We start from the raw sequence: 14,747 nt of genomic DNA, 5'->3' as shown, positions 1-14,747 counted from the left end.
TCAGTCCCACTCCAGTCCGCCGCGGCGCCACACGTACGTGTAGGCGATGAAGACGGTGACGATGAAGATGACCATCTCGACCAGCCCGAACAGGGCCATCTGGTCGAACGCGACCGCCCACGGGTAGAGGAAGATGATCTCGATGTCGAACACGATGAACAGCATCGCGGTGATGTAGTACTTCACCGGGAAGCGCCCACCGCCGACCGGCTGCGGAGTCGGCTCGATGCCGCACTCGTACGAGTCCAGCCGGGCCCGGTTGTACCGCTTCGGGCCGACCAGCGCACTTACCGTGATGCTGCCCGCCACGAAGAGCGCCGCGAGCACACCAAGAGCGAGAATCGGTGTATAGGGGTGCATCGCTCTCGTGCTCCCTCCTTCAGCCGGTGATGTCGGTTGTCAGTCAGTTGGTATCAGTACGCCGATGGCCCGGCGCACTCGCCCCGCCGGTCAGGCCGCCGGTGCGAGCTTGGTCAGGCCGTTGATGATCTTGTCCATCACGTCGCCGTCGCGCGGGTCGGTGAGGTTGGCCAGCAACTTCAGGGTGAACTTCATCAGCGTGGTGCGCGGCAGACCGTACTTGGTGCACAGCCGCATCACCTCCGGATTTCCGATCAGCTTCACGAAGATCCGGCCGAGCGTGTAGTACCCGCCGTACTCCTGCTTCAGGGCCTTCGGGTACGCCGACAGCGCGCGCTCCCGCTGGTTCGGCTGCCGGCGCAGGGCCTGGGCGGCGACCTCGGCCGCGAACGACCCGGACTCCATCGCGTACGGGATGCCCTCGCCGTTGAACGGGTTGACCATGCCGCCGGCGTCGCCGAGCAGCATCAGGCCCCGGGTGTAGTGCGGCTGCCGGTTGAAACCCATCGGCAGCGCGGCGCCCCGGATCGGGATGGTCTGGTACTCGTCGCGGAACTGCCACTCGTCCGGCGTCACCTTCAGCCACTGCTTCAGCAGGTCGGCGTAGTCGACCTTGCCGAACGCGTCCGAGGTGTTCAGGATGCCGAGGCCGACGTTCACGGTGCCGTCGCCCATCCCGAAGATCCAGCCGTACCCGGGCAGCAGCACCTTGCCGCCGGGCTGCTTCGGGTCGTCGGCCCACAGCTCCAGCCAGGACTCGAGGTAGTCGTCGTTGGTCCGCGGGCTGGTGAAGTACGTCCGGACCGCGACGCCCATCGGGCGGTCGTCGCGCTTGTGCAGGCCCATCGCGATGCTCAGCCGGGACGAGTTACCGTCCGCCGCCATCACCAGCGGCGCCCGGAACTCGACGTCCGCGCCGGCCCGGCGGCCGTTGTCGTCGACCGGCTTCGCGGTCACGCCGACGATGTGCCCGCGCTCGTCCAGGATCGGCGCGCCGACGTTGGTGCGCTCGCGCAGCCGCGCGCCGGCCTTCACCGCCTGCCGGGCGAGCATGTCGTCGAAGTCCATCCGGTTCCGGGTCAGGCCGTAGTTCGGGTGGCTGGACAGGTCCGGCCAGTCCAGCTGCAGCTGGTGCCCGGCGCCCTGGATCCGGAGCCCGTAGTTGCGAATCCAGCCGGCCTCTTCGGAGATGTCCAGGCCCATGTTGATCAGCTGCTTGGTGCCGCGCGGGGTCAGCCCGTCGCCGCACACCTTCTCCCGCGGGAAGGCGGTCTTCTCCAGCAGCAGCACGTCGAGACCGGCGTTCGCCAGGTGGTACGCCGCCGCCGATCCGGCGGGTCCGGCACCGACCACGATCACATCGGCGGTCTCCGCCTGCTGCCCGCTCGGCACGCTCTGGCTCATCTCTTTCCCGGCCTGGAAGTTGGGGGCGTTCGCGCTCGTGAAGGCATTCACGAGGCCTCTACACCCGACAGTCTAGGACTGCCTGACGCCGACACGAAACTCACCCCAACCGCCTTGCGGACAAGCCAATTACGCATAATTTCCGTTGCGTAATTAACTGGGCTTCACACCCCGGTGGATGGCCACCAGGCCGCCGCTGAGGTTGCGCCATTGGGCCCTGGTCCAGCCGGCCGCCTCGATCGCCTCGGCCAGGGGTTGCTGGGGCAGCCAGGCCCGGGTGGATTCGGCCAGGTACTCGTACGCCTCCGGGTTGGTCGAGACCACCTTCGCGACCGCGGGCACCGCGCGCATCATGTACTCCAGGTACACCACCCGGAACGGCTTCCAGGTCGGGTGCGACTGCTCGAGGACGACCAGCCGGCCGCCCGGGCGGGTGACCCGGAGCATCTCGGCCAGCGCCAGCGGCACGTCGTTGACGTTGCGCAGCGCCCAGGAGATCGTCACCACGTCGAACGTCTCGTCCGCGAACGGCAGCCGGAGCGCGTCGCCCGCGATCAGGTCCAGCTCCGGGTAGCGCCGCTTGCCGACGGTCAGCATCCCGACCGAGAAGTCGCAGGACACCACCTCGGCGCCGGCCTCCCGCAGCCGGATGCTGGACGCGCCGGTCCCGGCGGCCAGGTCGAGGATCTTCATCCCCTTCCGCGGCGCGATCTCGGTCAAGGTCGCCGGCCGCCAGTACAGCTTCTCCAGACCCATCGTCGCGACCGCGTTGGTCCGGTCGTACCCCTCGGCCACGTTGTCGAACATGGCCGCCACGGCCTGCGGGTCCTTGCTGAGATCTGCGCGGGTCACTTGTCTAGTGTCCTGCATCGCTCTCCGTGTGCCAGCTCCGGTGTCCAGGTGGGTGCATCGCAAGGCGGAGGGCAGGGCTCGATGCGGGGTTCATCGTGCCCTGTCCTCCAACGCAGCGAGGCGCCCGCATGGGCGCCGGAGATGGTGCGCGGAGGGCGATGGAGGACGCGAGGTTGATCACGGGGTTGAGCGGCACCGAAATCGGCTGGACATCGGGGAGGCATACTCTTGCATTTCGTGAGTGCATCTCCAGTGATCCTGTCCGGCCACCGTGACCCGGGGCCGGAGCACGAGCGAGGGGTGGGCCTGTGAGCGTGTCCGAACCGGTGGGTCGGTCGCAAGCACCGCGGCTGGTGATCCGCAGCCAGCGCGTGGACGGCGTGTCGGCGCAACTGCTCGACCACCTGCCGCCCGACGGCGGGCTGGCCTGGGTCCGGCGCGGCGACGGGCAGATCGGCTGGGGTACGGCGGCCCGGCTCGATGTTGCCGGTGGCAACCGCTTCCAGGACGCGATGAGCTGGTGGAAGCAGCTGACCGCGACCGCGGTGGTGCGCGACGAGGTCGGCGTACCGGGGTCCGGGCTGATCTGCTTCGGATCGTTCGGCTTCACCGACCAGGATCCGGGTGAGCTGGTCGTACCGAAGGTGATCGTCGGCCGGCGCGGCGACACCACCTGGGTGACCACGGTCTCCCCGGCCAGTTCGCTGACCGCGCCGCCGGAGCTGGCCGTGCACGAGCCGGCACCGGTGTACGACGTGACCTTCGCCGACGGCGCCCGGACCGGGACCGACTGGTCGAGCATCGTCGCCGACGCGGTCCGCCGGATCACCGCCGGCGAACTCGACAAGGTGGTGCTGGCGCGGGACCTGATCGCGATCGCGGCCCAGCCCATCGACCTCCGCTGGCCGCTGCACCGGCTCGCGACGGCGTACCCGAATTGCTGGACGTTCTCCGTCGACGGACTGATCGGCGCCACCCCGGAGCTGCTCGTACGCCGGGAGAAGGGCCTGATCACGTCCCGGGTGCTGGCCGGGACGATCCGGCGGACCGGCGACGACGCGCACGACCTGGCGCTGGCCGCCTCGCTCGCACGGTCGTCGAAGGACCTGGAAGAACACGAGTTCGCGGTGCGCTCGGTGGCGGATGCGCTCGAACCGCATTGCACCTCGATGAACGTTCCCGAGACGCCGTTCGTACTGCACCTGCCGAATGTGATGCATCTGGCCACCGACGTGGCCGGCGTCGCGAACAACGGCGCCTCCGCGCTCGGGCTGGCCGCCGCGCTGCACCCGTCCGCGGCAGTCTGCGGCACGCCGACGCCGGTCGCGCGGGACCTGATCGGCGAGATCGAAGGCATGCAGCGCGGCCGGTTCAGCGGGCCGGTCGGCTGGATGGACGCGGCCGGGGACGGCGAGTGGTGCATCGCGTTGCGCTGCGGCCAGGCCGACCCGGACGAACCGCGCCGGATGCGCCTGTTCGCGGGCGCCGGGATCGTCGCCGGGTCCAACCCGGACGCCGAACTCGCCGAGACGAACGCCAAGCTGGTGCCGATGAGAGACGCGTTGGGAGACTGACTGTGAAGCTGACGAAGTTCGCGCACGCTTGTGTCCGGCTGGAGAAGGACGGGAAGACGCTGCTGGTCGACCCGGGTTCGTTCAGCGAGGACGCGGCGTTCGAGCGCGCCGACGCGATCCTGGTCACGCATGAGCACCAGGATCATCTCGATGTGGACCGGGTCGCCGCGCTCGACGTACCCGTGTACACGAACGCTGGGGTGGCCGCACAGCTGACGGCGCTGGGCGATCGCGTGCACGTGGTGGCCGGCGGGCAGTCGTTCGAGGCGGCCGGTTTCGCAGTCAGCGCGTACGGCAACGACCACGCGGTGATCCTGCCCGAGTGGGGCGTACCGTGCGAGAACGTCGGCTTCCTGATCGAGGACGCCGTGTACCACCCGGGCGACTCATTCACCCAGCCGGATCGTGCCGTACACACCAACCTGGTCCCGATCTCCGGCCCCTGGTTCGCCCTCCCACCAGCCGTCGACTACGCCCGCACGGTCAAGTCCGCCCAGCTCGTAGGCATCCACGACGCCATCCTCAGCCCCATCGGCCAATCCATGTTCTCGCGCTTCCTGAACTCCGACGACCGCCCGTACCACGCCCTCACCCCCGGCAACTCCCTGGAAATCAGCTAACCCAGCACCACATCCACAAAGTCCGCCACCGGCCGGTACCCGATCCGGCGGTAGATCTTGTTCGACGTCGCGTTGTCCAGATCCGTGTACAAACACGCTTGATTGCCACCAGCAACAATCCCCGCAGACACCTGACTGGTCAACGCCCCCGCAAACCCACGCCGCCGCCACTCCGGCGGCGTATACACCGGCCCCACCCGACTAACCCCAAAGAGCGGCACCCGGCACCCCACCATGCAAACCGGAACCCCGCCGACCTCCCAGATCCACATCGTCTGCTGCTCCAGTTGCCGCTCAGCCCACTCGCGGCGTTGGCTGCCCAGCTCCTCCGGGAATCCGTCCCGAGCCCAGCCCGCAACCAGGTCGATCTCCGCGCTCGTCATCAACCGCGGATGCCCCGCGCCGGCCGTCAGCGGGGTGAACTCGGTGAGTTTGTGCAGGCGGGTGCCGCGGGTTTCGGTTGCTTGGCCGCCGCGGTGGGCCTGCCAGCGTTTGCCGAACCTGACCGCCGCGGCTCGGTCGCCTGCTACCCCGCTGAGTTCGGGCAGTACGCCGGCGAAGGCGTCGGCGACCGGGTCGGCGAGGTCCGGGTGGAGCGCGCCGACGTACACGTGCCGTCCTGGCGTGCGGATCGCGGCGCCGATCACCTCCGGGTCGTGGACGGAGACGAGTACGACGGCTCAGGGGTGGGGATGGCTGTCTGGGTGTGGACGATGGTGAGGATGAGGGTGTGCAGGACCGGATCCTGTTGCAGGAAAGGGAAGACGGTCTGCCGGAACAGGTGCGGGTCGGTCGTCACGCGGACATCCATGGTGCGGAGCGTACGCCTCGCGGGTGGGGGTGCGAGGCGGACTTAGACTGCGGGTATGTCCACCACGCGGTTGTTGTTGCTTGGGGTTGTGCGGATTTTTCAGCCGGCGTACGGGTATCAGTTGCGGCGTGAGTTGATGACGTGGAACGTGCAGGCGTGGGCGAACATCAATCCGGGGTCGATCTACACCGGGCTGCGGACGCTCGCCAAGCACGGGTACTTGCTGGAGGTGGCCGAGGACGGGGCGCGGCGGCCGGGGCGTACGTCGTACAAGCTGACCGCGGACGGTGAGACGGAGTACTTCTCGTTGCTCCGGAGCATGCTCTGGACGGTCGACGCGTATCACCCGGACAAGATGCAGGCCACGCTGAGCTTCGTGTGGTCGCTGCGCCGGGACGAGGTGATCACGGCGCTCGAGGCGCGGATCAGCCAGCTGGAAGCCGCGCTCACGGCGCAGCCGTTCTCGGAACGCCAGATCCTCGAGGACCCGGCCACCCCGGACCACGTACTGGAGATGTACCGGATCACCGCCGCCCGTGACACCGGCGAATTGCGCTGGACGCGGGAGTTCGCCGAGCGCATCATGAACGGCGCATACGCCTTCGCGGGCGAACCGGCCGACTGGGCGCCGCACCCGGGCATGATCACCCACTGGGGCGAAATCCCCAACCCACCCAGCGTCTGAAACCCACCCCACAGCCGCCCGAATCCGCCTTCCCGCCACCCTTCGGCCCGACTAATCAAGATTGACTAGTCAAAGTTGATCATCCACACTGGCCGGATGATGATCGAAGCACGCGGACTGGTCCGCACCTTCAAGACGAAACGCGGCCCGGTCCAGGCCGTGCAGGGGGTCGATCTGGACGTCGCCGACGGGGAGATCGTCGGCTTCCTCGGCCCGAACGGGGCCGGCAAGACCACCACGATGCGGATGCTGGCGACCCTGATCAAGCCGACCAGCGGCACCGCGACGGTGGCCGGCTGTGATCTCGCGAAGGACCCGGTCGGCGTCCGGCGCGGCATCGGGTACGTACCGCAGAGCGGCTCCACCTTGCCCGAGGCGATCGCCGGTGACGAAGTGGTCGACCACGCGCGGCTGTACGGCGTGTCCAAGGCGAAGGCCGCGGCCGACGGTCAGCGGCTGTTCGAGGAGCTCGACCTGCCGGGGCTGTGGCGCCGGCAGAGCAAGACCCTGTCCGGTGGTCAGCGCCGGCGGCTGGACATCGTGATGGGTCTGATCCACGATCCGAAGCTGATCTTCCTGGACGAACCGACCACCGGGCTCGACCCGCAGGCGCGGGCGAACCTCTGGGAGCACATCCGGCAGCTGCGGCAGCGCGGCGCGACGATCTTCCTCACCACGCACTACCTGGACGAGGCGGACGCGCTCTGCGACCGGATTCTGGTCATCGACCACGGCAAGATCGTCGCCTCCGGTACGCCCGATGCCCTGAAGCAGCAGGTGTCCGGCGACGCGGTCCGGCTCAGCCTGGCGAATGTCGCCGACGCCCCGTCGGTGATGAAGATCGCCCGCGAGCTGGACGGCGCGATCGAGGTCGAGACCGACGCCGACGTGGTCGGTTTCCGGATCCCGCGCGGCGGTTCGGTGCTGCCCGGGCTGCTCCGCTCGATCGATGCCCAAGGCATCGAACTGGCCGGCGTCGAGGTGCACCGCCCGACGCTGGACGACGTGTTCCTGACCATGACCGGCCGCTCCCTCCGCGACGAGGACACCGCCCCGGCCGAGACCGAGAAGGAGACGGTGGCATGACCGTGCTCAGGGAAACGTGGATCGTGTTCAACCGGGCGATGCGGCTGTCGCTGCGGAACCCGATGTGGTCGATCCTGATGCTCAGCCAGCCGCTGATGTACCTGTTCCTGTTCGGCCCGCTGCTGAAGCCGATCACCGCCCAGATCAGCCAGGGCGCCACCACGAACGCGTACCAGGTGTTCATCCCCGGCCTGATCGTCCAGCTGGGGATGTTCGGCGCGATGTTCGTCGGCTTCGGACTGATCGCCGAGTACCGGGCCGGCGTGATCGAGGCCGACCGGGTGACACCGGCGTCCCGGATCGCCTTGATGGCCGGGCGCGTACTGCGGGACGTTGTCGTACTGGTCGCGCAGTCCGTACTCCTGCTGCTCGCCGCACTTCCGCTGGGCCTCCGTGCCCCGTGGGGTGGCGTGCTGCTCTCCCTAGTCATCGTGGCTCTGCTGGGCGCGACGTTCGCTTCACTGTCGTACTCGGTCGCGCTGATCACCAAGAGCGAGGACGCACTGGCGCCGCTGCTGAACGGCATCGCGATGCCGTTGCTGCTGCTGTCCGGCATCCTGCTGCCGATGCAGATCGGTCCGGCCTGGTTGCAGCGGCTGTCCGACATCAGTCCGCTGAAGCACGTGGTCAACGGCGTACGCGCCTTGTTCCGTGGCGACATCACCAGCTCGTCGTCGCTGTGGGGTCTGTTCTGGGTGGTACTGCTGACGATCGTCGGCCTGGCGGTCGGTGCGCGCACCTTCCGCAAGGAATCCGCCTGATCTACCTGCTGTTCATCCACGGGTCGCCCGGCGGCGCTACGGTCCGCTCATGCGCTCGCCGGTCGCCCGTGGAGTCGTAGGCGCCGTCGTAGTCGCCGTAGCGAGTCTGGTGACTTCGGTGGTGCCCCCGTCGTCTTGGGTGGCCGCACTGCCGGTCACCGGCGACCTGCGGCACACGCTGACTGGGCGGATGCTAGGTCTGACGTTCATGGTCGCCGGGCTCGGGCTGCTGGCCTGGGCCTGGCTGACCGTGGGCCGCCGCGTGATGGCCGGCGAACGGCTCCCCCTCCTGCGCTACGTCGCGTACTGGAGTGCGCCACTGCTCCTTGCGCCGCCACTGTTCAGTCGCGACGCCTGGAGCTACGCGGCACAAGGCGCACTGGTCGCCAAGGGCTACAACCCGTACGAGGTCGGCCCCGGCGTACTGTCCGGCCACATCGTCGAGGCGGTTGACCCGATGTGGATGCAGACCCCAGCGCCGTACGGACCGCTACCACTCGCGTACGGCGGTCTGGCCGCCCACGTCACCATGGACCCGTACGTACTGATGCTGGCGCACCGCCTCCTCGCCGTACTGGGCATAGTGCTCATCGCCTGGTCCGTACCGCGGCTGGCCACCGCCTGTCGAGTCGATCCGGCTTTCGCGACCTGGCTGGTCGTACTGAACCCGATGCTGCTCACGCACGGCATCGGTGCGGCCCACAACGACGTACTGATGATCGGACTGGCCTGTAGTGCCTTCGCGCTGGCGCTGACCGGCCGGTGGGGTACGGCAGCTGTCGTCGCCGGTGTAGCAGCCGCAGTGAAACTCCCCGGTGGTCTTGTGGTGATCGCCATTGCCGCAGTGATGAGCCCACTCGCCGGACGGCTGCACCGGTTCGCCAGCCTGGCCATTGCTGGTGCGGTGTCCGTACTGACGCTGGTCACCATCGGTGCACTGACAGGTGTCGGCTCCGGCTGGCTCGGCGCACTCGACGTACCTGGACTGGTCCGTTCGCCCTTCTCCATCGCCAACCTGATCGGCATGGCCGCGTCCGGCGTACTCGGCTGGCTGGGCGAAGACACGGCGGCAGCGCAAGCCCTCCAGATCGTCAGACTGGTCGGTATGGTCGCCGCACTCGGGCTGATCGCGCTCCTGAGTCTCCGGTCGTCCATCCACTACGCGGCCCGCGCTGTCGGCATCGCACTGCTCGCAGTGGTCGTACTGGGCCCAAGCGCACACGACTGGTACTTCCTGTGGTGCATGCCCTTCCTGGCCGTGGCACGCCCCGGTCGCAGACTGACCACGATCATGACCGCGGTCAGTCTGATCTTCACCATCGCCGCACCGCTCAACTCGTCGCTGCGCGGCGCAACCATCCCCATCCTCACCACCACCGCGCTGGTGATCGCAGTGGCCCTGCCGCTGCTCAACCACGTCCGTACGCTGCATCCGGCGCGGAAGCCGGCGAAGGTGCCAGTTACAGCTGCTTGAGCGCCGCGACAAGCGACTGGCCCAGCGGGCGGTGCCCGTCGCGGGCGATCCGCACCTCGATCACATCCATCCCGGCAACAGCCGGTACGAGCGCCGCCCGCAGCTCGTCCACAGTCCCGACCAGCGTGTACGGGGTACCAGTCGCCGCGCACAGTGCGGACAGGTCGACGTTGTGCGGCGTACCGAAGACGCGCTCGAAGTGGGTCGCGTGCGACGGATCGCCTTGTTCCAAGGTGGAGAAGATCCCGCCACCGTTGTCGTTGACGACGATGATCCGCAGGTCGGGCCGGGCCTCGTCCGGCCCGATCACCAGGCCGTTGCTGTCGTGCAGGAAGGCGAGATCCCCGATCAGCGCGTACGTCGGCCCGGCGTTCGCCAGCGCGGCGCCCACGGCGGTCGAGATCGTGCCGTCGATGCCGGCCAGGCCCCGGTTGGCGATGGTGCGGATCGGCACGACCGGCGCGAGATCGAGATCGCGGATCGGGTTCGACGAAGCGACCACGAGCATGCCGTCGGCACCGACCGCTTCACCGACCAGAGCGGCGATCCGCGGCCCATTCAAACCGTCGCCTAGCTCCTTTTCAATGGCTGGGCGGGCCAGCTGGTCGGCGTGCTGCCAGCGCGCCAGCCAGTCGGTCTCATCGGCGCCGGTGACCTCGAGCCCGGTGACCACCGAGGCCGCGCGCCGGGCCGGGTCCGGCCACGAACCGGTCGGCGACACCACGATCACCTCGACGTCCGGACGCGCCAGCAACTGGGAGACCGGCCGAGACAGCGTCGGGTGGCCGAAGACGAGGACACGCTCGATCTCAGTCGCCAGCTCAGTTGCCTGCAGCAACAACCGGTACGCTGAGATGACTGCCGGACCGGTACGCGCTCGGCTCGACGGCTCGGCAAACAACGGCCACTGCCCCGCCTCCGCGACCAGCCGCGCGGCCTGCGACGCACCATCGCCCGCAACCACCACGGTCTTCGGACCGGGCGACACAGCCGCCGGTCGGCCAGCTGCCGCGTGCACCGCGGTCCACGGCCCAGTACTGCGTCCCTCCAACGGCTCTGGCCACTCCGGCCCTTCTGTCGGCACCAGCGGCTCCGACAGCGGGCAGTTGAGCTGTACGGGCCCGGGGTCGGCGCTGCGGGCTCCGGTCGCGCTCGCTACTGCCCGCGCGACCTGCGAGCGCCAGTACGCGACCTGGCCGATCTCCCGCACCGGAGCGCCCATCTCGTGGAACAGGCGGATCGCAGAGCCGAACACCTTCAGCTGATCGGTTGTCTGGTTCGCACCACTGCCCCGCAGCGTCGGTGGGCGGTCCGCACTCAGCACGATCAGCGGGAGACCACTGTGCGACGCTTCGAGCACTGCGGGGTGCAGGTTCGCCACCGCCGTACCGGACGTGGTCACAACAGGAACCGGCAGGCCGCTGCCGCGCATCAGCCCAATGGCGAGGAACCCGGCCGTGCGCTCGTCGATCCGGACGTGCAGCCGGAGCCGGCCGTCACGGTCGGCAGCCGCGAGTGCCAGCGCTAGCGGCGCGCTCCGCGACCCCGGTGACACCACAGCCTCGCGTACGCCGCACCGGATCAGCTCGTCGACGACAACCGTCGCGAACGCCGTGGACGGGTTCATCCGGCACTCCTCACTCGGGACATCCGTTCTTCCCAGACCTTGGTCCGGTCCGCGTCCGCACGGGCTGCTTCAAGCAGTTGGGGGTCTGGTGTGATGCGTTTGACCGGCAAGTGCCCGTCGACCGCCAGCAACGGCTCGGCGACCACTTCGTGGGTGAACATCGACACGGTGGCAAGACCGCACGCGTACGGGAGCTCGGGCAGCGCCGCGGCGAGTGCGACGCCCGCAGCGATCCCTACTGACGTCTCCAGTGCTGACGACACCACTACGGGCAGTCCGATGCGCTCCGCGATCTCCAAACAGGCACGGACGCCTCCTATGGGCTGCACCTTCAGTACCGCTATGTCAGCGGCATCCAGCTCCCGTACGCGCAGTGGGTCTTCGGCACGTCGGATCGACTCGTCAGCAGCAACCAGTACGTCCGTACGCCGCCGCACTTCTGCCAGCTCCTCCACTGTCGCGGACGGCTGCTCCACGTACTCCAGGTCGAACCGCTGCAGTTGTTTGAGGTTGTACACAGCCTGATCCACAGACCAGGCACCGTTCGCGTCGATGCGTACGCGCCCGGTGCCGATCGCGTCCCGTACTGCTTCGACTCGTTCCAGATCGTCAGCGAGGGTCTGACCCGGTTCAGCCACTTTTACCTTCGCCGTACTGCATCCTGATGCTTTGACCAGCTCCGCAGCTCGTTCTGGGCCGACGGCCGGCACAGTGCAGTTCACGGGGATGCGGTCGCGTACCGGCGCCGGCCACCCGTACTCCGCTGCCTCCCGCGCCGCCCGCAGCCAGGACACACAGGTGGCGTCGTCGTAGTCCAGGAACGGACTCCACTCCGCCCAGCCGGCCGGACCTTCGAACAGCATGCCCTCGCGGACAGTGATGCCGCGGAACTTGTTCTTCAACCCGATGGAGTACGTGATCACCGCACGCCCTCCAGCAACCGCTGGCGATCAACCTTGCCCGAGGCAAGCATCGGCAACGCGTCCAGCGCGATCACGTCCTGCGGCGCCCAAGTACGCGGCAACAGCTCGCTGATCCAGTCCCGCAGCTCATCCCTGGACGGCTCCCCCACAACGAAGGCGACCACTCTGGTCCCCCAGTCCGCGTCCGGTACGCCCAGTACGACAGCGTCCTTCACTCGCGGATGCTCCAGCAGCCGCGCCTGCACAGTGGTCAGCGTGACGTTCACCCCACCCGAGATCACCACGTCGTCCACGCGTCCAACCACATGCAGCCGACCGTCCACCAGCTCACCCCGGTCCTGCGTACGGAACCAGCCGTCCCGCAGCACCTCCGCAGTCAGCTCGGGGCGCAGGCGGTACCCGGAGAACAGCGTGGTGCCCTTGATCATGATCCGGCCGTCGTCCAGCTTGATCGACGTACCGTCCAGCGGTACGCCGGCGTACACGCAGCCGCTGCCGGTTTCGGTCATCCCGTACGCCGGGATCGCGGTGACCCCGGCGGCCGCGGCGCGGGCCTTGAGCGGCTCCGGCGTCGACGCCCCGCCGATGATGATCGCGTCGAACAGGCGCAGGCCGTCCAGGTCGGTGTCCAGGTAGCGCGCCAGCTGGGTCGGGACCATCGCCGTGTAGCGCCGTACACCGGTCAGCTTCCGCGCGGCGGCCGTGAAGTTGTCCGTAGCCACAACCGGTGTGGTGCCGGCGATCAGCGAACGGGTGAGGATCTGCAGGCCGCCGACGAAGTACGGCTTCATCGGGAGCAGCCACTGCCCTGGACCGCCGAGCCGGTCGTGGGTGGCCACGGCCGAGGCGATCAGGGCCTCCCGCGACAGCAGCACGCCCTTCGGTTCACCCGACGAGCCCGATGTGGTCAGCACCACACCGGCGCCGTCCTCGATCGGCTGATCCGGCGCGGCCGCCTGGCGTACGCGCGCGGCCCCGACCGCGTCCTCGGGCACCGGCGCGAACGGCGTACCGCTGCCGTCCAGCAGCCCGGCGAGCGCCGCCAGCACTCCGTCCGGCGTCCCCGGAACCAGTCGCAACTTAGACATGACAATGATGAGCGTACGGCCCGCCTCCGGCCGCTCGGCTCCCGGCTGACAGAATCGACCGCCATGGCTACCCCTGCCCAGTGGATCGAAGGCGCCCGCCCCCGTACGCTGCCTGCCGCGATCTCCCCAGTCCTGGTCGGAACCGGCGCGGCCGCGTACCTGGACGGCTTCGTCTGGTGGAAGGCACTGCTCGCTCTGGGCGTCGCGCTGGCGCTGCAGATCGGCGTGAACTACGCCAACGACTACAGCGACGGCATCCGCGGCACCGACGAGAACCGGGTCGGCCCGCTGCGCCTGGTCGGCTCCAAGGTCGCCACTCCGCGATCAGTGAAGACCGCCGCTTTCACCTGCTTCGGGGTTGGCGCCGTACTCGGCATCGTGCTGTGCGCGACCACCACCTGGTGGCTGCTCGTCGCCGGGGCCGCGTCACTGCTCGGCGCGTGGTTCTACACCGGCGGCAAGAAGCCGTACGGCTACCGCGCGCTGGGCGAAGTCAGCGTCTTCCTCTTCTTCGGCCTGGTCGCGGTACTCGGCACGACGTACGCCCAAGCCGAGTCGCTGCACTGGACCGCCATCGCCGGCGCCGTCTCGGTCGGCTCGATCGCGTGCGCCCTCCTGGTCGCCAACAACCTCCGCGACATCCCCACCGACTCGGTCACCGGCAAGCGCACCCTCGCCGTCGTGCTGGGCGCCGCACGTTCGCGCCGTATGTACGCCGCGCTGGTTGCACTCGCCTTCGTATTGGCCGCTGTCTCCGCCATCGCAACCCCCTGGGCGTTGCTCGCCTTCATCGCCGTCCCCTTGGCGATCAAGTCGATCCGGATCATCCTCAGCGACGCCGTCGGCCCGGCGCTCATCCCGGTCCTCAAGAACACCGGCCTGACCGAACTCCTGTACGCCGTCGGCCTCGGTCTCGGCCTGGCCCTCGGGGGCTGACCGGCTACAGGAACTGTGCCGCCCCGAAGTTCCGGCGGGGCGGCTCGACCGGACCGATCTGCTCGAGCACATACGCCGTCAGCTCCGCCAGGCCGAGCCCCGCCGCAATCGTGATCTCCCCCGGAACCCCTAGCAGATCAAGCGGTTTGTACCACTCGCGAAGCTTGTCTCCGCTGACCGACATGTTGCGGCCCTCATGCCGCCGCAGCGTCTCTTCGAGCGGAACATCCAGATAGAACACATGCGTCGGCCCCGGATGCTCATCCACCAGCTGCCGCAGCATCGCGCCGTAATGCGGCTCGTACAAGATGCCTTCGAGGATCACGTTGTACCCGATCCCGACGCAGTACCGAACGGTTTCCCGGATGAACGCGATGTTGTCCCCGCCCGGCACATCATGCTCCCGCAAAATCACCCGCCGCAGATGATCCTGCCCCACATTGGCCGTCCCCCGCCCCATCCCCCGCTGCACCTCCGCAGCCAACGTCGTCTTCCCCGAAGCCGAATTCCCCCTGACAACCACCAGCCGCGACATCTTCGGCACGG

At 68.5% G+C, this 14,747-nt stretch carries 16 protein-coding genes; 7 read left to right on the top strand and 9 right to left on the bottom strand.

Annotated features, from left to right (window positions below):
* The 3 genes from ABD260_RS29720 to ABD260_RS29710 form a co-directional block, all read right to left on the bottom strand.
* Positions 1–360: an NADH-quinone oxidoreductase subunit A gene (locus ABD260_RS29720; RefSeq protein ID WP_184840174.1), complete on the bottom strand. Its 360-nt coding sequence runs from the start codon at positions 358–360 to the stop codon at positions 1–3.
* 90 nt (positions 361–450) lie between these two features.
* Positions 451–1,764, bottom strand: coding sequence for a geranylgeranyl reductase family protein (locus ABD260_RS29715; protein ID WP_344238916.1), 1,314 nt, complete (start codon positions 1,762–1,764; stop codon positions 451–453).
* Between the two features lie 153 nt (positions 1,765–1,917).
* Entirely contained in the window at positions 1,918–2,616 is a 699-nt protein-coding gene (locus ABD260_RS29710; RefSeq protein WP_344238777.1) for a demethylmenaquinone methyltransferase, read from the bottom strand.
* 308 nt (positions 2,617–2,924) lie between these two features.
* Here ABD260_RS29710 and ABD260_RS29705 point away from each other — a divergent pair, with 308 nt between their 5' ends.
* Entirely contained in the window at positions 2,925–4,190 is a 1,266-nt protein-coding gene (locus ABD260_RS29705) for an isochorismate synthase (protein WP_344238775.1), read from the top strand.
* Positions 4,191–4,192: 2 nt separating this feature from the next.
* Positions 4,193–4,810: an MBL fold metallo-hydrolase gene (locus ABD260_RS29700; RefSeq protein ID WP_344238773.1), complete on the top strand. Its 618-nt coding sequence runs from the start codon at positions 4,193–4,195 to the stop codon at positions 4,808–4,810.
* Here ABD260_RS29700 and ABD260_RS29695 read toward each other — a convergent pair.
* Positions 4,807–5,457 carry a GNAT family N-acetyltransferase gene (locus ABD260_RS29695; protein ID WP_344238771.1) on the bottom strand — a complete coding sequence of 217 codons (651 nt, stop codon included), beginning with the start codon at positions 5,455–5,457 and terminating at the stop codon, positions 4,807–4,809. The genes ABD260_RS29700 and ABD260_RS29695 overlap by 4 nt on opposite strands.
* Positions 5,454–5,621 (bottom strand): hypothetical protein, encoded by a 168-nt coding sequence (locus tag ABD260_RS29690; RefSeq protein WP_344238769.1) that lies wholly within the window; start codon positions 5,619–5,621, stop codon positions 5,454–5,456. Before ABD260_RS29690 ends, ABD260_RS29695 begins: the two co-directional genes overlap by 4 nt.
* A gap of 55 nt (positions 5,622–5,676) precedes the next feature.
* Here ABD260_RS29690 and ABD260_RS29685 point away from each other — a divergent pair, with 55 nt between their 5' ends.
* From ABD260_RS29685 to mptB, 4 genes are all read left to right on the top strand, one after another.
* A complete protein-coding gene (locus tag ABD260_RS29685) occupies positions 5,677–6,306 on the top strand; it encodes a PadR family transcriptional regulator (RefSeq protein ID WP_344238767.1) in 630 nt (209 codons plus the stop codon).
* A 96-nt stretch (positions 6,307–6,402) separates the two neighbouring features.
* A complete protein-coding gene (locus ABD260_RS29680; RefSeq protein ID WP_344238765.1) occupies positions 6,403–7,392 on the top strand; it encodes an ABC transporter ATP-binding protein in 990 nt (329 codons plus the stop codon).
* Positions 7,389–8,153: an ABC transporter permease gene (locus ABD260_RS29675; protein WP_344238763.1), complete on the top strand. Its 765-nt coding sequence runs from the start codon at positions 7,389–7,391 to the stop codon at positions 8,151–8,153. Before ABD260_RS29680 ends, ABD260_RS29675 begins: the two co-directional genes overlap by 4 nt.
* Before the next feature lie 49 nt (positions 8,154–8,202).
* The gene (gene mptB / locus ABD260_RS29670) at positions 8,203–9,627 is read left to right on the top strand and encodes a polyprenol phosphomannose-dependent alpha 1,6 mannosyltransferase MptB (protein ID WP_344238761.1); all 1,425 of its coding nucleotides are present in this window, start codon (positions 8,203–8,205) and stop codon (positions 9,625–9,627) included.
* Here mptB and menD read toward each other — a convergent pair.
* The 3 genes from menD to ABD260_RS29655 are packed head-to-tail and all read right to left on the bottom strand — an operon-like array spanning position 9,614 to position 13,265.
* The gene (gene menD, locus ABD260_RS29665; RefSeq protein WP_344238759.1) at positions 9,614–11,254 is read right to left on the bottom strand and encodes a 2-succinyl-5-enolpyruvyl-6-hydroxy-3-cyclohexene-1-carboxylic-acid synthase; all 1,641 of its coding nucleotides are present in this window, start codon (positions 11,252–11,254) and stop codon (positions 9,614–9,616) included. The two genes, mptB and menD, sit on opposite strands and share 14 nt — an antisense overlap.
* A complete protein-coding gene (locus tag ABD260_RS29660) occupies positions 11,251–12,177 on the bottom strand; it encodes an o-succinylbenzoate synthase (protein WP_344238757.1) in 927 nt (308 codons plus the stop codon). The genes menD and ABD260_RS29660 overlap by 4 nt, the downstream gene beginning before the upstream one ends.
* Positions 12,174–13,265 carry an AMP-binding protein gene (locus tag ABD260_RS29655; RefSeq protein WP_344238755.1) on the bottom strand — a complete coding sequence of 364 codons (1,092 nt, stop codon included), beginning with the start codon at positions 13,263–13,265 and terminating at the stop codon, positions 12,174–12,176. Before ABD260_RS29655 ends, ABD260_RS29660 begins: the two co-directional genes overlap by 4 nt.
* Before the next feature lie 63 nt (positions 13,266–13,328).
* On the opposite strand from ABD260_RS29655, the gene ABD260_RS29650 reads away from it, so the two are divergent.
* The gene (locus ABD260_RS29650) at positions 13,329–14,201 is read left to right on the top strand and encodes a 1,4-dihydroxy-2-naphthoate polyprenyltransferase (RefSeq protein ID WP_344238753.1); all 873 of its coding nucleotides are present in this window, start codon (positions 13,329–13,331) and stop codon (positions 14,199–14,201) included.
* A gap of 4 nt (positions 14,202–14,205) precedes the next feature.
* Here the strand turns inward: ABD260_RS29650 and ABD260_RS29645 are convergent, their stop codons facing one another.
* Entirely contained in the window at positions 14,206–14,736 is a 531-nt protein-coding gene (locus tag ABD260_RS29645) for an AAA family ATPase (RefSeq protein ID WP_344238751.1), read from the bottom strand.
* Between the last annotated feature and the right edge of the window lie 11 nt (positions 14,737–14,747).

The sequence above is a fragment of the Kribbella hippodromi genome (assembly GCF_039531045.1).
GTDB classification, from domain to species: Bacteria; Actinomycetota; Actinomycetes; order Propionibacteriales; family Kribbellaceae; genus Kribbella; species Kribbella hippodromi.
The sequence above is the reverse complement of the archived record's forward strand: the minus strand, read 5'-3'. Positions and strand labels throughout refer to the sequence as shown.

What these genes read in the sequence shown, in the direction of transcription:
- ABD260_RS29720 (WP_184840174.1), bottom strand. Translation starts at nt 360, where the DNA reads ATGCACCCCTATACACCGATTCTCGCTCTTGGTGTGCTCGCGGCGCTC.
- ABD260_RS29715 (WP_344238916.1), bottom strand. Translation starts at nt 1,764, where the DNA reads ATGAGCCAGAGCGTGCCGAGCGGGCAGCAGGCGGAGACCGCCGATGTG.
- ABD260_RS29690 (WP_344238769.1), bottom strand. Translation starts at nt 5,621, where the DNA reads ATGGATGTCCGCGTGACGACCGACCCGCACCTGTTCCGGCAGACCGTC.
- ABD260_RS29685 (WP_344238767.1), top strand. Translation starts at nt 5,677, where the DNA reads ATGTCCACCACGCGGTTGTTGTTGCTTGGGGTTGTGCGGATTTTTCAG.
- ABD260_RS29680 (WP_344238765.1), top strand. Translation starts at nt 6,403, where the DNA reads ATGATGATCGAAGCACGCGGACTGGTCCGCACCTTCAAGACGAAACGC.
- ABD260_RS29675 (WP_344238763.1), top strand. Translation starts at nt 7,389, where the DNA reads ATGACCGTGCTCAGGGAAACGTGGATCGTGTTCAACCGGGCGATGCGG.
- mptB (WP_344238761.1), top strand. Translation starts at nt 8,203, where the DNA reads ATGCGCTCGCCGGTCGCCCGTGGAGTCGTAGGCGCCGTCGTAGTCGCC.
- menD (WP_344238759.1), bottom strand. Translation starts at nt 11,254, where the DNA reads ATGAACCCGTCCACGGCGTTCGCGACGGTTGTCGTCGACGAGCTGATC.
- ABD260_RS29655 (WP_344238755.1), bottom strand. Translation starts at nt 13,265, where the DNA reads ATGTCTAAGTTGCGACTGGTTCCGGGGACGCCGGACGGAGTGCTGGCG.
- ABD260_RS29650 (WP_344238753.1), top strand. Translation starts at nt 13,329, where the DNA reads ATGGCTACCCCTGCCCAGTGGATCGAAGGCGCCCGCCCCCGTACGCTG.
- ABD260_RS29645 (WP_344238751.1), bottom strand. Translation starts at nt 14,736, where the DNA reads ATGTCGCGGCTGGTGGTTGTCAGGGGGAATTCGGCTTCGGGGAAGACG.